Here is a 20,222-nt window from a genome sequence, read left to right as displayed (position 1 = left end):
GGGTCCGTCACTACGGGTGAACCCATCCCCACAGGGAAGTGGAAGTGATCGATGTGGAACGCCGTTCTTCGATGTCGCTGATGGGAACGTGCCGGCCGGGTCGGCGGGTGTATTGAAATGTCCGATCCTGTTCCCCAACGTCGCCGCGTACGAGTGTGGTTCGGGGACCACGTCGTCGCGGACTACCGGGCGGAGGCCGAGTTGGCCGAACGCTACGCAGCGGCCATGTCGCGTCGGTTCGCCGGCCTGCGCGTGACCAGTGATCCGATCCCCGACACCGACTCAGGCCCGGACCGTGCGTTGCCGGGCGAGCGGCTCTGGGAGGTAGCCCCGAAATGACGTCCCGTCGCTTCCGGCTGATCCGCCATCATGACGTCTCCGGTGTCAGTGGCACCGGGCCCGTCGCCGAGGGCGTGCAGTTCACCGACGGAGCCGTCGCGCTCCGCTGGTACGGCGACTATCCGACCACCACGGTCTGGGACGGCATCGAGTCCGTCGTCGCCATCCACGGCCATGGCGGTGCTACCGAGATCGAGTGGCTCGACCCGGAACAAGCGCCCGATCCCGAGCTGAAACTGCCACCCCGAGAGACCCTTCCACCGAGACCTTGGCCGGATCTGCACTCTGCCCCCGAGCCACAGGACCCCGATCCCTTGCACCACGAGCCCGACCGCGGTTCGTACGGCGGTGCGCCGCCGAGCGGCTGGTCGTTGTACCGGGTGTTCCGATGAGCCGGACCGGGTCCGGCGCCGAGGACCCGGTCTGATCCGGCGGGCCGGTGCCGATCCTCCCTTCCGGCACCGGCCAGCCGAACGTTCTGTTGCACGAGGCATCGAGTACGACGACAGAGCTCGGGCCCAGCCGGACTCGCGGTGGCGGCTGGGCCCGAGTGCTCAATGGTTCAACTGTCCATCGACTGCACCACATCGAGGTTGTAGTACTTGGCCGGCCCGTCGCACAACTCCATCATCTTGGCCGCGAACTCGCTCGTGTCGGCGCGGTTGGAGTTCTCCATCGCCTCCTCGTACGACCCGAACTGGACGATGGCGAAGAAGCGCCCCGGGTCGTCCCGGTCGGCGCCGGTCAGCGCGAGTGCCGGGGCAGTGCCGTCGCCCTCTGCCTCGCGCGTCTTGCGGAACTCGTCGTTGAGCGCGGCGACCTCATCCGGCTTCGACGTCCGGTACTCGATGATCTGAACGAAACCAGCCATTTTCTCCCCCTTGCCACGGCCCCACGTGGATGCTTCTACTGTCGACAGTGCGCCCGGATCCGCACCACCGCAAGTCCTTGTCCCGGGCGGTGACCGCCTGCCCACACCGCATTACGAAGCGTTTGTTTCTGCCATCGGCAGAGTGGCGCGTATTTCTCCCCGCGGCCTGATTGGCTGACGGATGTGGAGATTCTGATTCTTGGCGGGACCGCCTGGCTCGGTCGGGAGATCGCGACGCAGGCGGTCCAGCGTGGGCATTCGGTCACCTGTGTGGCTCGTGGCGAGAGTGGTGGGGTGGCAGAGGGGGCGACCCTGGTCGCGGCTGATCGCAGTCGTCCGGACGCGTACGACGCCGTACCCGATCGAGAGTGGGACGCGGTGTTCGAGGTGTCGTGGCAGCCCGGATTCGTGCGTGCGGCGCTGGCAGCGTTCGGGGCGAAGGCGAAGCACTGGACCTACGTGTCGTCGGTCAACGTGTACGAGAAATACGACACGCCTGGTGCCGACGAGTCCGCCGTACTGCGGGCGCCGACAGAGCTCGACGTGGCCGAGCGCGAGCAGTACGGCGAGGCGAAGGTCGCGAGCGAACTGGCGTCGGTCGAGGCGGTCGGGGATCGGCTGGTAATCGCACGGGCCGGCCTGATCGGGGGACCGGGGGACAAGAGTGATCGCGGCGGTGCATGGGTAGCGCGGGCTGCCCGGGCTCCCGAGGAGCCGATGCTGGTTCCGGACACGCCGGACCTCGCGACGGCGGTGATCGACGTACGGGATCTCGCGTCCTGGTTGCTCGACAACGCCAACGAGGGCCGGACCGGGACGTTCGACACCAGGGGACCGGTCGTGCCGTTCGGGGAGTGGATCGAACTGGTGCGCGAGGTCGGCGGTCACACCGGGCCGGTGGTGCTCGCGCCGCGCGAGTGGCTGGAGGAGCGGAAGGTCGAGCAGTACATGGGGCCCGATTCGCTGGCGATGTGGCTGACCGAGCCCGGGTACGAGGGCTGGTCGACGCGCAGCGGTGCGGCGGCTCGTGAGGCCGGGCTGACGCATCGGTCGCGGCGGGAGTTCCTGGTGGACACGCTGGCGTGGGAGCGCGAGCTCGGGCTGGATCGCGAGCGCAAGGCCGGTCTGAGCCCGGCGAAGGAGAAGGAGTTGCTCGAGGCACTGCCGACGTAGAGAGTGGGCGGCATGCGGTTGCTGCTGATCTCGGACACTCATCTGCCGGTACGGGCGAAGAAGCTGCCGGAGCCCGTCTGGGATGCGATCGATCGGGCCGATGTGGTGATCCACGCCGGGGACTGGGTGAGCGTGGCGCTGCTGGACGAGTTGGAGGCTCGTGCCGCCCGGTTGATCGGGTGCTGGGGCAACAATGACGGGCCGGATCTACGGGCGCGGCTGCCGGAGGTTGCCCGCGTGACGCTCGATGGGGTGTCGCTCGCGGTGGTGCACGAGACCGGGTCGGCCAAGGGTCGCGAGGAGCGGTGCGAGAAGGCGTACCCAGGGGTGGATGTGCTGGTGTTCGGCCACAGTCACATCCCGTGGGACACGACGAGCGCGGGTGGGCTGCGGCTGCTGAATCCGGGGTCGCCGACGGATCGGCGCCGGCAGCCCTATTGCACGTACCAGACGGCGACGATCACGTCCGGCCGGCTGGCGGACGTTGCCCTGCACAACCTCTGATGCCGGTTGTTGCTCCGTGCAATCAGTTGTGCTGGGCTGGGCGTGAAGAAGTAACGCCGTACCACCGAGTTACGGCGTCCATTCACGCCCAGCCAGGGGCTTACGCGTTGGCTGCTTCTTTGACCCGCGTCTTGAGGCGGTCGCGTACCTCTTCCGGCGTGTAGGCGCGGCGCTTCCGCTCGCCCCGCGCGACCACCACGCCCGTCGCGGCCACGCCGACGAGCCCTGCAAGTCCTACGACCTTCCATACCTTCATGGCGACTAATCTAGCGACGTGGAGACCCGGATTTCGCTGGATGACGCTACGGAACTGACACGAACAGGTGACATTTGGCTGTTCCGCGGTGCGAGTGCCGCCGACCGGGCCATTCAGCTGACCACCAACAGCCCCGTCAACCACGTCGGGATGGCGATCGTGGTCGAGGACCTGCCACCGCTGATGTGGCATGCCGAGCTGGGCCGATCTTTGCCTGACATGTGGACTGGTAAGCATCATCGCGGTGTACAGCTACATGACTTGCGTGACGCGGTGCTGGTGTGGTCGCGGAAGTACGGTCAGCAGGCGTGGTTGCGCCAGCTGGATCACCCGGTCACGCGGGAGATGGAAGACGCCGTACTGCGGACTGTCGCGCGCTTGGACGGTACGCCGTTCCCGTCGACGGCCCGACTGGCTTCGCGGTGGGCGCGTGGCCGGATCCCGGCGTTTCGGCGCGGGTCGCGTGAGCTCGAGCTCGAGTCGGCGTACTGCGCCGAAGTCGTGGCGGTGACGTACGAGGAGATGGGGTTGCTGCACGGGCGGCGGCTGAACTGGTACGACCCGGGGCGGTTCTGGAGCGGTGACGATCTTGAGCTGTCGCACGGGGCTGAGCTCGGGGCGGAGATCGCGGTCGACGTCCCGTCGGACTGATCGCGAAAACTGTCGGCGGCCTGTGATTGGGTTGTTTCTGGGTCGGTAATCGAGCCGGAGGAGGCGCCGCGGATGTATGCCGTCATCGACACCGAGACGACCGGCCTGTTGCCAGGCCATCGGCATCGGGTGATCGAGATCGCCGTCGTGCTGCTGGATGCGCGCGGGCAGGTGGAGCACGAGTGGGTGACGTTGCTGAATCCACAACGCGATCTCGGTCCGCAGCACATCCACGGGATCCTGACCGCCGATGTGCTGGCCGCGCCGGAGTTCGGCGACGTGGCGCGCGAGCTCGGTGGGTTGCTCGCGGGGCGGATGGTTGTCGGGCACAACGTCGACTTCGACCTAGGGTTCCTGCGGGCGGAGTTCGGCCGGCTCGGGTACGCCGTACCGCTGATTACGGAGCGGTCGATGTGCACGATGGCGCTGGCCGGATATCTCTATCCAGGGGCGAAGCGGACGCTCGGCGCGTGTTGTGCGGCGGCCGGGATCTCGATCGAGGGCTGGCACTCGGCGTTGGCCGACACGCGGGCGACGGCGCAGCTGTTTGCCCAGTATTTGCAGGCGTTTCCGTCGCCGCCGCCGTGGCAATGGGCCTATGAGGAGGTCAGGCGGTTGCCGTGGCCCGCGTTGCCTGGATCGGACGTTTCGCCGACAGTTCGGCCGGTGCATGCCGGTGGTCGGCATGGGTGGATGAGCCGGATCGTTGATCAGTTGCCGCGTGTCCCAGAGCCGCCGCAGGCCGACTCGTACCTCGCGCTCCTCGACGGGATCCTGGCCAACCGCGAGATCACCGCGGCCGACGCGGACCAGCTCGTGCAGGTCGCGACCGAGCTGGGTCTGACGCGGTCGGAGGTGCAGGAGTTGCATCGGTACTACGTCTCCGCGTTGGCCGAGGCGTCGTGGGGTGATGGTGAGATCACCGCGGAGCAGCGCAGCGATCTCGACCGGGTCGCGGTGATGCTCGGGCATCGTGTGTCCGATGTGGACGACGCGCTGCTGCGGGCGAGTTCCGGGCGGTACGTCGTACCGGCTCGTCCTGGAGCGCAGGGTTTCCCGCCGGGGAGCACGCTGGTGTTCACCGGCGACATGATCGAGCCACGCGAGGTCTGGTGGGATCGCGCCGTCGCCGCCGGCTTCGCACCGCAGGAAGCCGTCCGCCCGGACACGACCTTCCTCATCGCCGCTGATGTCGACAGCCTGTCCGTCAAAGCGCGCGCGGCCCGCGAGTACAACGTCCCCATCATCTCCACCGAAGACTTCCGCCGCCTCCTGCCTGCACCCCGGCCGATGCGATCCACGAGCCCACCCCAAACCGAACGCAGAGTCGGCTAGCCCGTCGGCCCCGCCGAGATGAGCCGCCGTCCGCGCGCAGCACCACGTCGGCATCGAGGCTGCCGAGCAGCCCCTCAAAGTCGCCGCCACGCGCGGCGCTCACGCAGCGCCAGCACCACCGAGCCGGCCAGGACCACCTCCTGCCATCACCTCAGCCCGGATGTGCCGGAGCATCTCGCGTCGCGACGAATGTGGTGAGCGTCCGACTGTCTGCGGGATCCGGAGCGGCTGCTGCAGTTGTAGCTCCGGGTCCGCGGCACCCTCACCTGATCACCGGATCCGTCAGATGGGCGTCCAGCGACTCTTCACGCCCTCCCGTCCAGGCCCGGAGCTGTCTAGACACACCCCGGCGGCCGCCTGCCGAGTCTTCTCCCGGCGATCGTCTGCCCAAATCCACCCCGGCAGCCGTCTGCCCGAATCTCGCCGCGGGGGGTCTGCCCGATATCTCGTCCCGGGGCCCCGACCTCGCCCCGGGAGGCGTCTGCCCCAACCTCACCCCGGCGGGCGTCTGCCCCAACCTCACCCCGGCTGTCCCCGACCTCACCCCGGCTGTCCCCGACCTCACCCCGGCGGTCGTCCGGGCGGGGAGGTTGGTGAGGGGGTGGCTGGATAGGGTGCGGGTCGTGGAGCTTGAGGAGTTGGGCAGACGGATCTATGCCACCGCGCATCTGACCGGGGAGTTCCTGTTGCGGTCGGGGCAGACGACGGGGGAGTACTTCGACAAGTACCGGTTCGAGGGGGATCCGGTACTGCTGGATGCGATCGCGGCGGCGATGGTGCCGTTGGTGCCGGCGGATACCGAGGTGCTCGCGGGGTTGGAGATGGGCGGGATTCCGGTCGTGACGGCGCTTGGTCGTCATACCGGCTTGCCGTGCGCGTTCGTGCGGAAGCAGGCCAAGGCGTACGGGACGCGGCGGCTCGCGGAAGGCGCCGAGACGGCCGGGCGGCGGGTGACCATCGTGGAGGACGTCGTCACGACCGGCGGTCAGATCGTCCTCTCCACCGAGGAGCTCCGGGCCCAGGGTGCCGACATCGCCCACGCCGTCTGCGTCATCAACCGCAACCCCACCACCCCCACGCCCCTCACCGAGGCCGGCCTAACCCTCCACCCCCTCCTAACCTCAGACAACCTCGCCACCTACGCCAACCACCCCAAAGCCGGCTGAAACCCGCACTCGGAAAGCCCGCCTCGCCTGTGCGGCCACAAGCCAGCCGCGGTAGAACTCGGCGCTCCGACCGCCTGGTCAAGCTCGGCCGCGCTGGCGCATGGTCGAGCTCACCGCGCCCCCACCGACCAGCCGGAAGCTCGGCATGGCCAGCTCGCCAGCGACCAGCCTGACGCTGGACGTGGACGCGCTCGCTGCCTACGCCGACCAGCCGAAGGCCGGGCGTGGACGGGCTCGCCGGGTACGCGCCCACCCCAAACCCGGGCATGGACGGGCTCGCCGCGTACGCCGACCGGCCCGAGGCCGGGCGCGGACGAGCTTGCCGGTGCACCGAGCGGGCTGAGTTCGGGCAGGGCGCAGTCGTTCACGAGTTGGCCTGCCGCATTGCGTCTCGGCTGAGCGACCAGCGGTTGCGGCGTGGGGAACCGGACCGCAGTTCCACCGGCGTCGCACGCGGCGTTGACGGGAGAGTGGACTAGACCTCGTCCTCGTCGATTTCGCGTTCTATTTCGAAGCGGAGTTGTTTGCCCGAGCGGATGCGTTCGATCGCGGCCAGGCAGGCTTCTTCGCTCATGTGGACGCCGATCTCGCCGAGCTTGTGGCGCAGCACCAGGGCGGCGTCTTCGGCGGACCGTGCGCTGGACTCGTTGATGGCCTCGATCGTCGTCGCGGTGAGCCTCTCGCGGATGTCCGGATGAACCTCGTGGATCTCGTGCGTGATTCTGAACTCCGTCATCGCGACTCGCTCTCCCTATCGCCCGTGTGGACCTGCCGCTGATACCAAGCGTAGTTCCAGGTACCCACTCCGGAAGCTCAAGCGAGGACGCGATTTACGAATCCTTCAAGTCGGGCGGTCAGCCGCTCGGCCCGGACCTCGGGTGCGGCGGTTTCGCCCTGCGGGACCTCGAGTTCGCGCAGCCCGCGCAGGTACAGCGAGCAGGCAAGGTCCGCGCAGATGTACAAGCCGACGGTGTTGCCCTCGCGGCCGGCCGTGCCGGCTCGCCGGGCGGCGAACAGAGCCACGTCGGTCACATGGTGCGCGGTGTAGCAGAGGTCGCAGAGTCCGGTGCCGCGGCGCGGCTTGCCGGACGCCTGGGTGTTGAGCGCGATCCCGGTGACGCCGCCTTCTCGCCGTACGACGAGATACGCACGGTTGGGCGCCTTCGGGTCGCGCCAGCCGAGGTAGTCCAGCGACTCCCAGGGGAGTTCAGTGAACCCCCGCGGCGGTGTCATCGCCTTGACCAGGCTCTTGGTTGAGTTGACGAACGAGCGTCTGATCTCCTCGACGCTGAGCGGTTGCACGACGGTCCTCCGATCTTCGACCACACATCACACCCGGCGGTCGCCGTACCCGCAACCGAATATCAAGCTAGTTGCTGGCGGCAACGGTCAGCTGTCGGCGTAGTCGGTGGTGCGGGACTTGTCGTGGTTGCGCAGGTCGACGCCGAAGTCGACGAAGGCTTTCAGGCGCAGGAGGAGGGCGACGTGGTCGGCGTCGTACCGGCTGTCGGGGTCGTCGCAGCTGAGGGCGAGGTCGGTGCCGCCGGACTCGTCGGGGGTGAGAGTGAAGGTGATGGTGCGCCCGAAGTAGCGCAGTTGGTAGAGCTCGTCCTTCACTGCGTGCTCGATCCGGGAGTCGTCGGTCCGGCCGTCGGGCAGGACGAATCGGATCGCCCCGTCGCGCTCGTCGGCCTCGGCCCAGTACCTCGACCGGCCGAGCGGCGTACTCAGGGCCCGGTAGACCTCACTCGGCCCGGAGCTGAACTGCGCCTTCCACTGAGTCACCCCCACACCCCCTCCTCGGTGAAAGTCCGATTGTCCGCCCGCGCCGGGGCCACCACTCGGACACGCAAGACACCTGGGGTGGACAACTGACCCCGTTGGGTGAAAACTGGACTATGCAAACTTCAACTAGTTAATCCTCTGGAGGAGCACTTCCATGGCCAGTGAGTACGCCGCTCTGACCGGTGACTACACCATCGACACCGCGCACAGCCGGGTCGGTTTCGTCGCCCGGCACGCGATGGTGACGAAGGTACGGGGGTCGTTCAACGAGTTCGAGGGGGCGATCCACCTCGACGGGGCGAACCCGGAGAACTCGTCCGGGCGGGTGATCATCCAGGCCAAGAGCATCGACACGCGCAACAGTCAGCGGGACGATCACCTGCGCAGCAACGACTTCCTGGACATGGACAACCATGCGGAGGTCACGTTCGTGTCGACCGCGATCAAGCAGGACGATGACACGACGTTCACCGTCGTCGGTGAGCTGACCGTGCGCGGCGTGACGAAGTCGGTCGAGATCCCGTTCGAGTTCACCGGCTCGGCAACGGACCCGTTCGGCAACCACCGGGTCGGGCTCGAGGGCTCGGTGGTGATCAACCGCAAGGACTACGGCGTCAACTGGAACGCGGCCCTGGAGACAGGCGGCGTCCTGGTCAGCGAGAAGGTCACGCTGGAGATCGAGGTCTCGGCGATCAAGAACAGCTGACTGCCAAGCAAGGCTGACTGCCAAGGACAGCTGACCAGCAAGAACAGTTGTCAGACGAGAGCCGCCGATAGCCAGGAGTTGCTCCTAGACATGAGCAGCCAGAAGGCAAGCGCCGCTCATCGACATGAGCCGCCAAAAGCAAGCGCCGGTCATAGACATGAGCAGTTGATCTTCGGCTGCATGAGAGCCCGCGGGTGACGTTTGGTCGCCCGCGGGTTTCTGCTGTCGGGCGGGTTTGTGGAGGTGGGATCACGATCGGGGCGGGGAGGTTGGGTGGTACGGCGGGGTGGGGACACTGGGATTAAGTGCCGGCTAGGTCGAGGGGTCCGCCGATGATCGACACGAGATTCAGGCGTTGGTTGGCGCCGCTGTTCGGACGGCGGCGGGTTGGCCGGCGTACGCCAGAGGCGTTCCGGCCGCGCGGGACGAGTTCGCGGGTGAGCCGGCTGGCGGCGCGGTACGACGCCGAGGTCGACACGGCGTTGCAGCGGCTGTGGCCGAAGGCGCGGATCTATCACGACCGCGAGTTCACCCGGGACCGGGCCGACTACCTGCTGGTCGTGCGCGGCCGCGGCGTGATGGTCGAGACGAAGGTGAAGAGCGACCCCGGTGTGTTCCGCGGTTCGACGCTCCCGCCGTTGCTGGATCGCTTGCAGCGCGACGGCCGCCGGCTGGTCGTCGTACTCAATCAAGGTGATCCGACACCGGCGCGGGAACTGGTCGCGAGCAGGCTCGGCGACAAGGGCTGCGTCGTCGTCTGGTCGGGTCCGGAGCATGACGGCGAGCTCCGCGACGCGGTAGAAGCCCTGCTGCAACAGATGGTCCGCCACCCGTAGGGAAAGCAGCAGCGCGGAGAGTTGGGCTCTCCGCGCTGCTGCGGCTCCGGGTCGCGAGGTGTGCCGAATGGCAGCGAACCGGAGACGATCTAAGCCGGCAATCACGCGAACGCCGGGAAGTGCAGCCAACCGGGTGCGGCGCCCCGCACTGGCCAACCAGGTATGACGGCCGGCGGCGAGCCACATGTACAGCGGGTCCGCGTCGACCGACCAACTGCAGTGCGCCTGGGCCGGGTCAATCGGGTGTAGCCGGTCTGCGTCGGCCGACCAACGCGCCGGGCCTGGGGCGGGTGTGTGGTGTGCGGGTGTTGCGGCGATCAGGTCGTGGTCGCGCGGTACCGAGTGCTGGTGGGCGGGGGCGCTTGGGTGTTAGCAGGCGTTCGGGGTGGTGCTGCCGCCGTCTACTACCCAGCGGCCTTGGAGTAGCTGGACTCGCATCTCGTCGAGCCAGCGGGTCGGAGTCGTGGTGGGGAGGGCGGAGCGCCCTCTGGAGTTGACGGTGCGGGCTGCGGTGGTGTCGTAGCAGGCGCTGACGATCACGCCGTTCGAGGCGAGGGTGCGTTTGGCCCAGAGCACCTTGGTGGCGCCTGTGTTGTGCAGCTTCTTGGTGCGGTAGTACTTCGCCTGCGCGCTGATCGAGTGGAACAGGTTCGGCGTCATCACCGGAGCGAGCTGTTTCGTCTTCCGGCCGCCGCTGCGCATCATCACGTCGAGCGCTATCCGGTACTCGTAGTACGCGTTCACGACCGGGTCGGCCTGACCCGCACTGCCGGCCTGCTCGGTGAGTCCGTTCTTCGACGCCTTCTTGGCGCCAGGGGTCGAGGCGGCGACGTCGGACGACGAGTCGTCGTTCCCGCAACCGGCGAGCATCAAAACCGGGATCAGCGTGGCGGTCACCGCCAGGTTCCGAATGCGCATGATGGTCCGAACCTCCTGTCGGGCGCGGCATGGCCGCTTGCACCGTGGGGCACCCAGGATGTGCACTGGATCAGTGCACGCCGTCCGGCACTGACCGTGTAACGCGGCGACACGGACCGTGGTCACTGTGAGCTGGGTCACAACGCACCCCCTACGGTGGTACGGGGTGCGAGTTGGCTCCCTGGCCGGATGTACGGCGGACCGCTGGTTTCTAGCCTCGATCTCAGGAATTGAGACCCGAGGAGAGACCATGACGGACACACTCACGACCAGCCGGACTCGCCCGGGCAGACCGGTATCCGGGCACCCGCGCGGCACCTTCCCGGGCCGCCTGCTCCGATCCAGGACCGCCTGCTGAGGTGGATCGCGTACGACGCCCGCTCGTAGTACTCGGGTCGCAGACGATGGCCGACGCGGTGACAGGGCAGGACCGCACGGCGGCCTGGCGATGGGAACAGTTGACGCGATCCCACCGGCAGAACAAGAGGGTGGGGTCGGCCGAGCCGGTGCAGGTGGGGGTGGGAGAGCCGGTCGGGTCTGAGCGGGTGGGTGCGAGGCGGGCGGTGGAGCGTGAGCCGGTGGGGTTGGGAGAGCCTGTCAGGTCTGAGCCGGTGGGGGCGAGGCGGGCGGTGGAAGGTGAGCGGGTGGGGGCGGAGGTTGGGGGTGTTCGGCCTGGGGGTGGGGAGTTGTTTGGGTATGGGTTGGTGAGTTCGGTGTTGGGGGCGGTGAGCTGGTTTCTGGTGGTGTTGCTGGTGATGGCGGTTGTGCGGGGACCGTTCTACGGGTTGGTCGAGGACGGACCGTTCGGGCCGGGGACGTGGGGCGGGCCGACGAAGGCGGGTGCTTGGGCGGCGCACGCTGGGATCTCGGTGCCGATCATCGGGGCGTTGCTGTTCGTGTTTCGTGGGATCGGGTGGCTGCATGCGGCGCTGGTGCGACGGCTCTACGGACTGGCCGGACGCTGGGTGCTCCCGGCAACTATCTCGGTGTGCGCCGGCGGCATGCTGCTGATCTGGTCGTGGATCCAGCAACTGTGACGCTGCGGGGACTAGGGTCCAGAACGTGACCGCTAACGAATGGCCACGCGGGCGGTGGGCCTGGGGCGCCGGGCTCGGCGTCGCAGCCCTGGAGGTCCTCACTGTGCTGGATCTGAGCCAGCACTATCGCGTGCCGCTGGGCGCCGTCCTCGTGCTGGGGCTGGCGCGAGCACTGGGACTGGCGCTGGTGTGGCTTCGGCCTCGGGCTGCGCTGGTCGTCTCCCTGCTCACCACGGCGATCACAGCTGCAGTGACGGTGCCGATCTCACCGAGCGAGCCGTGGCCGTGGGCAACCACCGCAGCGTTCGGCACCTCGTTCGTCCTCGCGATCGCCGGTGCACGCGGGCTGGGGCGGCGCGAGTTGCTGACATGGTGGATTGTCATACAAGTGCTCGGGGCTGTCGCGACTGCTCTTGCACCAGAACGGGGCGACTGGGTCGAACTGTTCGTCATGGCGGTGCTGTCGGGTGTCGCCGTGGTCGTCGGTGATCTGCTGCGGTCGCGGGCGGAGACGCGTCGCCGGCTGGTCGAGCAAGAGAGCATCAGCAAGGAGGAACGGGCTGAGCGCGAGCGCCTGCAGGAGCGGGCGAGGATCGCGCGTGAGCTGCACGATGTCGTCGCGCACCACCTGTCGGTCGTGGTGGTCCGTGCGGACAGTGCGCCGCATCGCCTTCCCACGCTGCAGGACGACGTACGGGCGGAGTTCGTGGAGATCGCGGACGCGGCGCGGGCGTCGCTGACGGAGATGCGACGAGTGCTGCGGTTGCTGCGACACCAACCGCTGGACCAGCCGTTGGAACAACCGCCGATGGGCGAGCTCGGGCCACAGCCGGGACTCATCCAGCTAGAGGACCTTGTCGCGAGTACCAGACAGGCCGGGGCAGACGTACGCCTCGACGACGGGGTGCCGACCGGACTGGACCCGGCAGTCGAGTTGGCGGCGTACAGGGTCGTGCAGGAGGCGCTCAGCAACGCAGTGCGCCACTCCCCGAAGTCCGCAGTGCAGGTGACAGTACGGCGCCAAGGCGACGACCTAGCGCTGAAGGTCTGGAACGGCCCGGCCCGGTCGGACGAGCTGCCAATGCCAGGCAGTGGGCACGGCTTGGTCGGGATACGAGAGCGAGTGGCACTGCTGGATGGGACGGTGAGTGCGGGACCGACCCCGGAAGGCGGTTATCTGGTGGAGGCGTCGATACCGGTGGGAGAGGAGGTGGCAAGTGCCGATCAAGGTGCTGGTGGTTGACGACCAGGAGATGGTGCGAGCCGGGTTCAGCGCCTTGCTGGACGCGCAGCCGGACCTCGAGGTCGTCGGTCAGGCGGGGGACGGCGCCGAGGCTGTCGAGTTGGCGGCTGACCTGCGCCCGGACGTGATCTTGATGGACGTGCGGATGCCAGTGATGGACGGGCTCTCCGCAACCCGCCGGATCCTGGCCGCCGGCCCACCCAACCAGCCGCGAATCATCATGCTCACCACGTTCGATCTGGACGACTATGTGTACGCCGCCCTGCGGGCAGGAGCGAGCGGGTTCCTGTTGAAGCACTCGACCCCGGACGAGTTGGCGGCAGCGGTCCGGGTCGTAGCGGCCGGTGATGCGTTGTTGGCGCCATCTGTCACGAGACGGCTGGTGGAGGACTTCGCACGAGTGCAGCCGGTCATGCCGATCACTCCGGTCCACCTCACGCCGCGTGAGACCGACGTACTGCGGCAAGTCGCACGGGGACTGTCCAACCGGCAGATCGCGGCGGAACTCGTGCTGGCGGAGCAGACCGTGAAGTCGCATGTGAGCAACATCCTGACCAAGCTGGACCTGCGGGACCGCGCCCAGGCCGTGGTCTACGCCTACGAAGCCGGTGTGGTGACACCAGGCCCACGCCACTGAGGGAGGACACATGGAGGCGCTGGAGCGGTTGCGGGAGCTCTGTCTGGCGATGCCGGAGGCGACGGAGCGGCCGAGCCACGGTGAGCCGACGTGGTTCGTGCGGGACAAGAAGGTCTTCGTGATGTTCGCGAACCAGCATCACGACGACCGGGTCGGGTTGTGGTGTGCGGCGCCGCCAGGCGTGCAGGAGTCGTTGGTCGAAGAGGACCCGGAGCACTTCTTCCGGCCGCCGTACGTCGGTCATCGCGGCTGGCTCGGGGTGTACCTGGATGTCGAGAACGTGGACTGGGAGCACCTCGAAGACCTGGTCGAAGGCGCCTACCGGCAGATCGCTCCGAAGTCGTTGATCGCAAAGCTGGACAGCACTGAGCTCTAGCCCCAGGTCGCGGACTCGGGGTCCACGCCGTGCGCCGAGGTGTTCGCGAAGATCATCGCGTACAGCCAGCCCGTCAAGCCGGGGGAGAGGGAGTCGTAGTAGCTGGTGTAGCCAGGCTCGCTGACGAAGGTCCTTGCCAGGCAAGCGTGCATGGCATGCGTGCAATCGAAGTAGCGGGAGAAGGACTCGCGGTGGCGTTCGGCGAGGGCGCTGGCTTCGTCTGAGCCGGGTACGACGCCCGCGCGGTGAGCAGCGGCCAGATCTGCGTTGAGGGCTTCGGTGTCTGCCGCGACCTGGCGCCAGTCGTCGGGAGTCAGCGCTCCGGTCCGTTCGACGTACTGCGTCCACTGCTTGGTGTCGCCCCAGCGGTCCTCGGCCTCCTGGACCCACTCGGGCTGCCAGTCGGTGCCGAAGATCTCGACCTGTTCCTGGGGCGTCAGCCTCATATCTGACCTCGATACCGCGAGCATCCGATCGACCGCGTGGACCATCGTCTGCAAGTGGGAGATGCGGTCGGTGAGCTGAGCCCGCTGCCGGCGGAGATGTTCGCGCGCGTCGACGGTCGGGTCGTCCAAAAGGAGGCCGATCTCGGCGAGCGGCAGGCCGAGCTCCCGATAGACAAGTACCCGGTGGATCCGGGCGATGTCGTCAGGCGTGTACACCCGATAGCCGGCCCGGGTGCGCTCGGTCAGCCGGACGAGGCCGACCGTGTCCCAGTGGTGCAGTGTCCGGACGCTGAGGCCGACCAGCGCCGCCGCCTGGCCGACCGTCAGCCCATCGGAGTCAGGAGTCACCGACTCAGTTTGTCAGGGGAATATCGAAGCCCAGCGCGCGCAGGTTGTCGGCCTGCGGACTGGCCGGATCCAGCGGGCGGGCGGCGGTCATCGTGACGCGGGCGTTCTCCGGAGTGGTCACGGTCAGCTCGACCGAGTTCCACGGCATCAGGTGCGGACCATCGGTGCACCCCGGGACCAGGTCCTCGCAACGAGTGGCGATTTCGTCGAGCTGTCCCAGCACACAAGCGAAGCTGATGCTCTGCTCCGACGCCTCGCCCGCGGGCGGCCCGGGCACGAGGAGGATGTCCTGGAACGCCCATCGGCGCAGGTGGGTCACCTGCTCGCCGGGCGCCGAGAAGAGGTCGATGAACCCAAGCCCGCGGATCCAGAAGTCCTTCGACGCCGCCAGGTCGCCGGTGGGGATGGTGACGAACATCGGCATGCCGTAGATCTCCCGATAGACCTCTGGCGGGGTCGCGTCGAGTGCGGGCATCGGAACAGGACTGGTGTACTCACTCATGCCCTCGATGCTCGAGCCTCACGCTACGTCAGGGTCAATCGACTAGAGACCGGGCCGTCTGCGGCAGGCGGGGGAGTTCCCGGCTCCAGGCGTCGGCGTACTCGGGAGTCGACCACCTCCACGACCGGATCTGTTCGAAGCTCCGGCGGCCGAACACGGCTCGGAAGAGTTCGTACGTCGACGTGTGCACCTGTGCAACAGGCGTACCGGTGCCCACCTCATACATGCGATCCGGTATGACAATCGACAGCGTGCCGGGTACGTCGTCCGACGGGCGCGGATCGGGGAGCGCCCAGTCCAGCGCGGCCATCCACAGCTCCTCCGGTGGTCGACCGATCCCCAGGAGGCCGTGCAGATCCGCCTCGTGCGTCCCGGCGTCAGCCCACGGGTTGCACACCAGCGGGTGCTCCGATGTGCCATCCAGGATCACCTGCTCGAGAGCCGGTCCGCTGGACGCCCACTCCTCCAGTACGGCATCGATCGGCAGGCGACGGCGTGCGTCGACCTGGACAGCGGTCCACGGCGGTAGAGGCGCACCGTCGAGGTTGTCCGCGGCGAAGTCCGTTGCTACACCGGCCAGGTGTGAGACCAGGTTGTGCACGGTCCACTCCGGGCAGGCGGGCACCTGCCGGTCGAGATCGGACGGGCTCAGCTCAAGGACCGCAACGCTCACTCGTTCCCGGGTCTCGGCGTAGAGCCGGGCGCTGGTCACAGGGTCAGGATCCATGACGACCTCCTTCGAAGTACCGACGTTCGAAGTACTGACGAACAAGCGACGATTGGATCGACAGATAGGGTGACGCGGTGAGTAAGGGTGATGTGGGGTCGCGGCTGGCCATTGGGTTGGCGTTCGGTAGTTCGGCGGCCGTGATGGTGCTGGAACTGGTTTCGCTGCGGCTGGTGGCGCCGTACATCGGGCTGACGCTGGAGACGAACACGGCGGTCATCGGGGTCGCGCTGGCCGCGATCGCCACCGGTGCCGCGTTGGGTGGCCGGTACGCCGACGCTGTGCCGCCGCGGAAGACGCTCGGGCCGCTGATCCTGATCGGCGGTGCCCTGGTGATGCTGATCCTCCCGATCGTGCGCTGGACCGGTGAGTCACTGCGCGGTGGCGGTACCGATCTGGTGTTCCTGGTGCTCGCGGTGGCACTGTTCGCGCCGGCGTCCTTGCTGGCGGCCGTGACACCGATGGTGACCAAGCTGCGGCTGGCAACGCTGGCGGAGACAGGTACGGTCGTCGGCAGGCTGTCGGCGTACGCGACGGTCGGCGGGATCGCGGGCACGGTGCTGACCGGTTTCGTGTTCGTGTCGAAGGTCCCGGTCAGCACGATCCTGCTCTCCCTCGGCGGCCTGCTGGTGGTCGCCGGAGCCGCGTTGACCGTCGTACTGCGGGGTGCTCAAGCGGCTGTGAAGCCGGTAGCACTCGCAGTGATCGGGGCCACGCTGACTTTGGTCGCACCACGGCCTTGTGAGGTGGAGACGGCGTACCACTGCGCACGGGTGGCGGCGGACCCCAACCGCGAGAGTGGGCGCACGCTGTACCTGGACCAGTTGCGGCACTCGTACGTCGACCTGAAGGACCCGACCCACCTGGAGTTCGACTACATCAAGAACTTCGCCGCCGCGATCAACGGCACGTGGGAAGACGGCCGGCGGCTGGACGCGCTGCACATCGGTGGCGGCGGCCTCACCATGCCGCGCTACCTGACCGCGACCCGACCCGCCAGCCACAACAAGGTGTACGAGATCGACGGGGCTGTCGTCGAGCTGGACAAGAAGGAGCTCGGGGTGCGGACCGGTCCGGATCTGGACGTCACGGTCCGCGACGGCCGGCTCGGCATCCGGGCCGAGGCGACCGACAGCGATGACGTGATCGTCATGGACGCGTTCAGTGGTGTGTCCGTGCCGTGGCACCTGACCACGCGTGAGCTGGTCTCGGACATCCGCCGGGTCCTGCGGCCGGACGGCATCTACCTGGTCAACGTCATCGATTTCGGCAATCTCGCCTTCGCCAAGGCCCAGATCAAGACCCTGCAGGCCGAGTTCGCGCACGTCGCCGTCATCGCCCGGACGGACGAGCTCGCAGGTCTGTCCGGCGGCAACTTCGTGCTGGTCGCCTCGGACCAGCCCATCGATGTGGCCGCGATCCGCGCCAAAGTTGCGCCGCCCATGCAGGTGCGCGACGACCTGACGGAGTTCGTCGGCGACGCGCCGGTGCTGACCGACGACTACGCCCCGGTCGATCAGCTCCTCACGCCGTACACGAGCTGAGACGCGGGTCCCTGGAGTTGTGCTCTCGGGCCGGTGCTTGTTGCATGTCACCATGCACCCACGCGCAGGCCAGCCCGCTCAGCCCGAGGACCTTGTCGACGTCGACGCGCTGCTGAAGGCGTACGACGACATCACCCCGGACGTGGAGAACCCCGCCCAGAAGGTGGTCTTCGGTACGTCGGGACACCGCGGCTCGAGCCTGGACGGTGCGTTCAACGAGGCGCACATCCTGGCCATCACCCAGGCGGTCTGCGAGTACCGCGCTGGTGAGGGCACCTCTGGCCCGCTGCTGGTCGGCCGCGACAGTCACGGCCTGTCTGAGCCGGCCTGGCGGACTGTGCTCGAGGTGCTCGCGGGCAACGACGTACAGACCCTCGTAGACAGTGCTGACCGGCTCACGCCGACCCCTGGCGTGTCACACGCGATCCTGCGGCTCAACCGCGGTGCCGGCGCCGGTGCGGACGGCATCGTCATCACGCCGTCGCACAACCCGCCGCGAGACGGCGGCATCAAGTACAACCCGCCGCACGGCGGCCCGGCCGACTCCGACGCGACCGGCTGGATCGCGGCCCGGGCCAACGAGTTGATCGCGGGCGGCAACCGTGAGGTACGCCGGAAGCCGTTCGACCAGGCCCGGTCGGCGGCAGGGGAGTACGACTTCGTCGGCCACTACGTCGACGACCTGCCGTCGGTGCTGAACCTGGACGCGATCCGCACGGCCGGCGTGAAGATCGGAGCGGACCCGCTGGGAGGTGCGAGCGTCGACTACTGGGCCGCGATCGCCGAGCGGCACCGCCTCGACCTGACCGTGGTCAACCCGAACGTCGACCCGGCCTGGTCTTTCATGACGCTGGACCACGACGGCAAGATCCGGATGGACTGCTCGTCGCCGTACGCGATGGCCTCGCTGGTCGCGCAGCGGGACCGGTACGACGTCGCCACCGGAAACGACGCGGACGCGGACCGGCACGGCATCGTCACCCCGGACGCCGGGCTGATGAACCCGAACCACTACCTGGCCGTCGCCATCTCGTACCTGTTCGCCAACCGCCAGTGGGGTCCGGAGGTTGCGGTCGGCAAAACGCTGGTGTCGTCGTCCCTGATCGACCGTGTGGTCGCGGACCTCGGCCGGCGGCTGTGGGAGGTGCCGGTCGGCTTCAAGTGGTTCGTACCTGGACTGATCGACGGATCGGTCGGCTTCGGCGGCGAGGAGTCGGCTGGAGCGAGCTTCCTGCGCTTCGACGGGTCCGTGTGGACCACCGACAAGGACGGCATCCTGCTGGCGCTACTGGCGAGTGAGATCACCGCGATCACCGGCGAGACCCCGTCACAGGCTCACGCGAAGCTGGTGGAGCGGTTCGGTGCGTCGGCGTACTCACGGGTGGACGCACCGGCCACGCGCGAGCAGAAGGCCAAGCTGTCGGCTCTTTCCGCGGACGCGGTCACGGCGACCGAGTTGGCCGGTGAGCCGATCGTGGACCGGCTGACGAGTGCCCCGGGCAACGGCGCCGCGATCGGCGGGCTGAAGGTCACCACCGAGTCGGCGTGGTTCGCGGCGCGTCCGTCGGGCACCGAGGACCTCTACAAGATCTACGGCGAGTCCTTCAAAGGTGCCGACCACCTCGAGCAGGTCTTCGTCCAAGCTCGTGAAGTGGTTTCTGCGGCGTTGAGCTAGCGCACGAACGCGTCGAGTAGGCGGTCGAGGTCCGCGGCGGGGTCGTTGGTGAGGCCGCTGTGGATCGGTCCGGGGTGTACGACGGTACTGCGGGGCGCGGCCAGCCACCGGAAGCGCTCGCCGATCCGGGTCGCCGCGGCCGGGCCGCCGTTCGGATCACCCGCGCAGATCGCCCGGATGTGCTCCAGCGACGCACACACCACATCCACGTCGACCGCTGGGTCGAGTGCCTTCAGTCGGGTCGGCTCGACGTCCCAGGCGGCGCCCAGGAAGTCCAGCGCTCGGCAGTACAGCACTGCGCCGACGTTGACGAACTCACCGCGGTGGATCCGCGGCGCCGCCCGAAGGATCACGTAGTCGAAGGGCACCAGGTCCGCAGTCACCGGGCACCTCCCGGCAGCCAGGCGGACCGATTCTCCAGTCGCGCGGTCAGATGGCTGAAGTATCGCTCTCGATCCCCGTCGTCGATCCACTCGTCCGGCACCAGCCCGATCACCTGGGTAAGCAACGCGGGTGTGATCGCCGCCGCCAGTTCCTCGTCCAGCGCCGGTACGGCGGGTGCGGCGACGGAGAACACGTGGTCCGAGGCGTCGTACGGGAGCGCGGCGAACTTCTCCGCCGACATCCAGGAGTGGTGGAAGTACAACGCGGCTCCGTGATCGATCAGCCAGAGGTTCTTGTGCCAGACCAGCATGTTCGTGTTCCGCCAGGACCGGTCGACGTTGGCGACGTACGCGTCCAGCCAGAGGATCCGGGCCATGCCCTCGTCACCCGGGTTGCCGGCCGAGCCGTCGTACCCGAAGGAGCCGGGGAGGAAGTCGACGGCCAGGTTCAGGCCGGCGCTGCGGAGCAGCAGTTCCTGGATCTCGAAGTCGGGCTCGGACTTGCCGATCACGGGGTCGAGCCGCATCAGCTTGAGGTCCGGCACCCGCAGGCCGAGGCGGCGGAACAGCTCGCCGACGATGATCTCGGCGACCAGCGCCTTCGGGCCCTGGCCGGCGCCGTGGAACTTGAGCACGTAGGTGCCGAGATCGTTGCCCTCGACAACTCCAGGGAGTGAGCCGCCCTCACGCAACGGCAGGACGTAGCGGGTCGCGGTGACAGTCGGCAGGCTCACCCAGCAGAGCCTAGTGACCTCGTTTCCTCG

At 68.0% G+C, this 20,222-nt stretch carries 27 protein-coding genes; 16 read left to right on the top strand and 11 right to left on the bottom strand.

Annotated features, from left to right (window positions below):
• Nucleotides 1-117 precede the first annotated feature (117 nt).
• Nucleotides 118-339: a hypothetical protein gene (locus EV652_RS14275; protein WP_132209568.1), complete on the top strand. Its 222-nt coding sequence runs from the start codon at nucleotides 118-120 to the stop codon at nucleotides 337-339.
• Entirely contained in the window at nucleotides 336-731 is a 396-nt protein-coding gene (locus EV652_RS14270) for a hypothetical protein (RefSeq protein WP_242001753.1), read from the top strand. Before EV652_RS14275 ends, EV652_RS14270 begins: the two co-directional genes overlap by 4 nt.
• A 170-nt stretch (nucleotides 732-901) precedes the next feature.
• Here the strand turns inward: EV652_RS14270 and EV652_RS14265 are convergent, their stop codons facing one another.
• Nucleotides 902-1,210: a hypothetical protein gene (locus tag EV652_RS14265; protein ID WP_132209567.1), complete on the bottom strand. Its 309-nt coding sequence runs from the start codon at nucleotides 1,208-1,210 to the stop codon at nucleotides 902-904.
• 183 nt (nucleotides 1,211-1,393) lie between these two features.
• Here EV652_RS14265 and EV652_RS14260 point away from each other — a divergent pair, with 183 nt between their 5' ends.
• Both EV652_RS14260 and EV652_RS14255 read left to right on the top strand, forming a co-directional pair.
• Nucleotides 1,394-2,383: an NAD-dependent epimerase/dehydratase family protein gene (locus tag EV652_RS14260; RefSeq protein WP_132209566.1), complete on the top strand. Its 990-nt coding sequence runs from the start codon at nucleotides 1,394-1,396 to the stop codon at nucleotides 2,381-2,383.
• 12 nt (nucleotides 2,384-2,395) lie between these two features.
• Nucleotides 2,396-2,887: a metallophosphoesterase family protein gene (locus tag EV652_RS14255; protein WP_132209565.1), complete on the top strand. Its 492-nt coding sequence runs from the start codon at nucleotides 2,396-2,398 to the stop codon at nucleotides 2,885-2,887.
• Nucleotides 2,888-2,987: 100 nt separating this feature from the next.
• Here EV652_RS14255 and EV652_RS44610 read toward each other — a convergent pair whose 3' ends face one another.
• Complete coding sequence (locus EV652_RS44610; protein ID WP_166677970.1) at nucleotides 2,988-3,143, bottom strand: hypothetical protein; 156 nt, start codon at nucleotides 3,141-3,143, stop codon at nucleotides 2,988-2,990.
• Between the two features lie 18 nt (nucleotides 3,144-3,161).
• Here EV652_RS44610 and EV652_RS14250 point away from each other — a divergent pair, with 18 nt between their 5' ends.
• From EV652_RS14250 to EV652_RS14225, 4 genes are all read left to right on the top strand, one after another.
• Nucleotides 3,162-3,794: a hypothetical protein gene (locus EV652_RS14250; RefSeq protein WP_132209564.1), complete on the top strand. Its 633-nt coding sequence runs from the start codon at nucleotides 3,162-3,164 to the stop codon at nucleotides 3,792-3,794.
• A 72-nt stretch (nucleotides 3,795-3,866) separates the two neighbouring features.
• Nucleotides 3,867-5,129, top strand: a complete 1,263-nt coding sequence (locus tag EV652_RS14245; protein ID WP_132209563.1) for an exonuclease domain-containing protein — start codon at nucleotides 3,867-3,869, stop codon at nucleotides 5,127-5,129.
• Nucleotides 5,130-5,752: 623 nt separating this feature from the next.
• Nucleotides 5,753-6,295, top strand: a complete 543-nt coding sequence (locus tag EV652_RS14230; protein ID WP_132209561.1) for an orotate phosphoribosyltransferase — start codon at nucleotides 5,753-5,755, stop codon at nucleotides 6,293-6,295.
• Nucleotides 6,296-6,440: 145 nt separating this feature from the next.
• Nucleotides 6,441-6,638, top strand: a complete 198-nt coding sequence (locus EV652_RS14225) for a hypothetical protein (RefSeq protein ID WP_132209560.1) — start codon at nucleotides 6,441-6,443, stop codon at nucleotides 6,636-6,638.
• Between the two features lie 132 nt (nucleotides 6,639-6,770).
• Here the strand turns inward: EV652_RS14225 and EV652_RS14220 are convergent, their stop codons facing one another.
• The 3 genes from EV652_RS14220 to EV652_RS14210 all read right to left on the bottom strand — a co-directional run bounded on the left by EV652_RS14220 (nucleotide 6,771) and on the right by EV652_RS14210 (nucleotide 8,086).
• The gene (locus tag EV652_RS14220) at nucleotides 6,771-7,031 is read right to left on the bottom strand and encodes a hypothetical protein (RefSeq protein WP_132209559.1); all 261 of its coding nucleotides are present in this window, start codon (nucleotides 7,029-7,031) and stop codon (nucleotides 6,771-6,773) included.
• 77 nt (nucleotides 7,032-7,108) lie between these two features.
• Entirely contained in the window at nucleotides 7,109-7,597 is a 489-nt protein-coding gene (locus EV652_RS14215) for an FBP domain-containing protein (protein ID WP_132209558.1), read from the bottom strand.
• A gap of 87 nt (nucleotides 7,598-7,684) precedes the next feature.
• On the bottom strand, nucleotides 7,685-8,086 hold the full coding sequence (locus EV652_RS14210; protein ID WP_132209557.1) for a hypothetical protein: 402 nt from the start codon (nucleotides 8,084-8,086) through the stop codon (nucleotides 7,685-7,687).
• Nucleotides 8,087-8,234: 148 nt separating this feature from the next.
• On the opposite strand from EV652_RS14210, the gene EV652_RS14205 reads away from it, so the two are divergent.
• Nucleotides 8,235-8,786, top strand: a complete 552-nt coding sequence (locus EV652_RS14205; protein WP_132209556.1) for a YceI family protein — start codon at nucleotides 8,235-8,237, stop codon at nucleotides 8,784-8,786.
• Nucleotides 8,787-9,118: 332 nt separating this feature from the next.
• Nucleotides 9,119-9,622: a hypothetical protein gene (locus EV652_RS14200; RefSeq protein WP_132209555.1), complete on the top strand. Its 504-nt coding sequence runs from the start codon at nucleotides 9,119-9,121 to the stop codon at nucleotides 9,620-9,622.
• 369 nt (nucleotides 9,623-9,991) lie between these two features.
• On the opposite strand, the gene EV652_RS14195 is transcribed toward EV652_RS14200, so the two are convergent.
• A complete protein-coding gene (locus EV652_RS14195) occupies nucleotides 9,992-10,540 on the bottom strand; it encodes a hypothetical protein (protein WP_132209554.1) in 549 nt (182 codons plus the stop codon).
• 725 nt (nucleotides 10,541-11,265) lie between these two features.
• Between EV652_RS14195 and EV652_RS14190 the strand changes: the two genes are divergently transcribed.
• The 4 genes from EV652_RS14190 to EV652_RS14175 are packed head-to-tail and all read left to right on the top strand — an operon-like array spanning nucleotide 11,266 to nucleotide 13,833.
• Nucleotides 11,266-11,577 (top strand): hypothetical protein, encoded by a 312-nt coding sequence (locus tag EV652_RS14190; RefSeq protein ID WP_132209553.1) that lies wholly within the window; start codon nucleotides 11,266-11,268, stop codon nucleotides 11,575-11,577.
• Nucleotides 11,578-11,602: 25 nt separating this feature from the next.
• Complete coding sequence (locus tag EV652_RS14185) at nucleotides 11,603-12,820, top strand: histidine kinase (protein ID WP_132209552.1); 1,218 nt, start codon at nucleotides 11,603-11,605, stop codon at nucleotides 12,818-12,820.
• A gap of 10 nt (nucleotides 12,821-12,830) precedes the next feature.
• Entirely contained in the window at nucleotides 12,831-13,457 is a 627-nt protein-coding gene (locus tag EV652_RS14180; protein WP_242001778.1) for a response regulator, read from the top strand.
• Nucleotides 13,458-13,467: 10 nt separating this feature from the next.
• Nucleotides 13,468-13,833: an MmcQ/YjbR family DNA-binding protein gene (locus tag EV652_RS14175; protein WP_132209550.1), complete on the top strand. Its 366-nt coding sequence runs from the start codon at nucleotides 13,468-13,470 to the stop codon at nucleotides 13,831-13,833.
• Here the strand turns inward: EV652_RS14175 and EV652_RS14170 are convergent.
• From EV652_RS14170 to EV652_RS14160, 3 genes are read right to left on the bottom strand one after another with little or no spacing between them, the layout of a single operon-like run.
• Nucleotides 13,830-14,627 carry a MerR family transcriptional regulator gene (locus EV652_RS14170; RefSeq protein ID WP_199238176.1) on the bottom strand — a complete coding sequence of 266 codons (798 nt, stop codon included), beginning with the start codon at nucleotides 14,625-14,627 and terminating at the stop codon, nucleotides 13,830-13,832. The two genes, EV652_RS14175 and EV652_RS14170, sit on opposite strands and share 4 nt — an antisense overlap.
• 4 nt (nucleotides 14,628-14,631) lie before the next feature.
• Nucleotides 14,632-15,129, bottom strand: a complete 498-nt coding sequence (locus EV652_RS14165; protein ID WP_132209549.1) for a VOC family protein — start codon at nucleotides 15,127-15,129, stop codon at nucleotides 14,632-14,634.
• Nucleotides 15,130-15,163: 34 nt separating this feature from the next.
• Nucleotides 15,164-15,856, bottom strand: a complete 693-nt coding sequence (locus EV652_RS14160) for a maleylpyruvate isomerase N-terminal domain-containing protein (RefSeq protein WP_132209548.1) — start codon at nucleotides 15,854-15,856, stop codon at nucleotides 15,164-15,166.
• A 77-nt stretch (nucleotides 15,857-15,933) separates the two neighbouring features.
• Between EV652_RS14160 and EV652_RS14155 the strand changes: the two genes are divergently transcribed.
• Nucleotides 15,934-17,400: a fused MFS/spermidine synthase gene (locus tag EV652_RS14155; protein ID WP_132209547.1), complete on the top strand. Its 1,467-nt coding sequence runs from the start codon at nucleotides 15,934-15,936 to the stop codon at nucleotides 17,398-17,400.
• A gap of 52 nt (nucleotides 17,401-17,452) precedes the next feature.
• Complete coding sequence (gene pgm / locus EV652_RS14150; protein ID WP_132209546.1) at nucleotides 17,453-19,075, top strand: phosphoglucomutase (alpha-D-glucose-1,6-bisphosphate-dependent); 1,623 nt, start codon at nucleotides 17,453-17,455, stop codon at nucleotides 19,073-19,075.
• Here pgm and EV652_RS14145 read toward each other — a convergent pair.
• On the bottom strand, nucleotides 19,072-19,458 hold the full coding sequence (locus EV652_RS14145; RefSeq protein WP_132209545.1) for a DUF3037 domain-containing protein: 387 nt from the start codon (nucleotides 19,456-19,458) through the stop codon (nucleotides 19,072-19,074). The genes pgm and EV652_RS14145 overlap by 4 nt on opposite strands.
• On the bottom strand, nucleotides 19,455-20,192 hold the full coding sequence (locus EV652_RS14140) for a HipA family kinase (RefSeq protein ID WP_132209544.1): 738 nt from the start codon (nucleotides 20,190-20,192) through the stop codon (nucleotides 19,455-19,457). Before EV652_RS14140 ends, EV652_RS14145 begins: the two co-directional genes overlap by 4 nt.
• Nucleotides 20,193-20,222: the final 30 nt, after the last annotated feature.

The organism is Kribbella steppae, from assembly GCF_004342025.1.
Lineage (GTDB): Bacteria > Actinomycetota > Actinomycetes > Propionibacteriales > Kribbellaceae > Kribbella > Kribbella steppae.
The sequence above is the reverse complement of the archived record's forward strand: the minus strand, read 5'-3'. Positions and strand labels throughout refer to the sequence as shown.

Excerpts from the sequence above, each read along its gene's own strand:
- EV652_RS14275 (WP_132209568.1), top strand. The coding sequence starts at position 118 with ATGTCCGATCCTGTTCCCCAACGTCGCCGCGTACGAGTGTGGTTCGGG.
- EV652_RS14270 (WP_242001753.1), top strand. The coding sequence starts at position 336 with ATGACGTCCCGTCGCTTCCGGCTGATCCGCCATCATGACGTCTCCGGT.
- EV652_RS14265 (WP_132209567.1), bottom strand. The coding sequence starts at position 1,210 with ATGGCTGGTTTCGTTCAGATCATCGAGTACCGGACGTCGAAGCCGGAT.
- EV652_RS14255 (WP_132209565.1), top strand. The coding sequence starts at position 2,396 with ATGCGGTTGCTGCTGATCTCGGACACTCATCTGCCGGTACGGGCGAAG.
- EV652_RS44610 (WP_166677970.1), bottom strand. The coding sequence starts at position 3,143 with ATGAAGGTATGGAAGGTCGTAGGACTTGCAGGGCTCGTCGGCGTGGCC.
- EV652_RS14245 (WP_132209563.1), top strand. The coding sequence starts at position 3,867 with ATGTATGCCGTCATCGACACCGAGACGACCGGCCTGTTGCCAGGCCAT.
- EV652_RS14225 (WP_132209560.1), top strand. The coding sequence starts at position 6,441 with ATGGCCAGCTCGCCAGCGACCAGCCTGACGCTGGACGTGGACGCGCTC.
- EV652_RS14220 (WP_132209559.1), bottom strand. The coding sequence starts at position 7,031 with ATGACGGAGTTCAGAATCACGCACGAGATCCACGAGGTTCATCCGGAC.
- EV652_RS14205 (WP_132209556.1), top strand. The coding sequence starts at position 8,235 with ATGGCCAGTGAGTACGCCGCTCTGACCGGTGACTACACCATCGACACC.
- EV652_RS14200 (WP_132209555.1), top strand. The coding sequence starts at position 9,119 with ATGATCGACACGAGATTCAGGCGTTGGTTGGCGCCGCTGTTCGGACGG.
- EV652_RS14195 (WP_132209554.1), bottom strand. The coding sequence starts at position 10,540 with ATGCGCATTCGGAACCTGGCGGTGACCGCCACGCTGATCCCGGTTTTG.
- EV652_RS14180 (WP_242001778.1), top strand. The coding sequence starts at position 12,831 with ATGGTGCGAGCCGGGTTCAGCGCCTTGCTGGACGCGCAGCCGGACCTC.
- EV652_RS14175 (WP_132209550.1), top strand. The coding sequence starts at position 13,468 with ATGGAGGCGCTGGAGCGGTTGCGGGAGCTCTGTCTGGCGATGCCGGAG.
- EV652_RS14165 (WP_132209549.1), bottom strand. The coding sequence starts at position 15,129 with ATGAGTGAGTACACCAGTCCTGTTCCGATGCCCGCACTCGACGCGACC.
- EV652_RS14160 (WP_132209548.1), bottom strand. The coding sequence starts at position 15,856 with ATGGATCCTGACCCTGTGACCAGCGCCCGGCTCTACGCCGAGACCCGG.
- pgm (WP_132209546.1), top strand. The coding sequence starts at position 17,453 with ATGCACCCACGCGCAGGCCAGCCCGCTCAGCCCGAGGACCTTGTCGAC.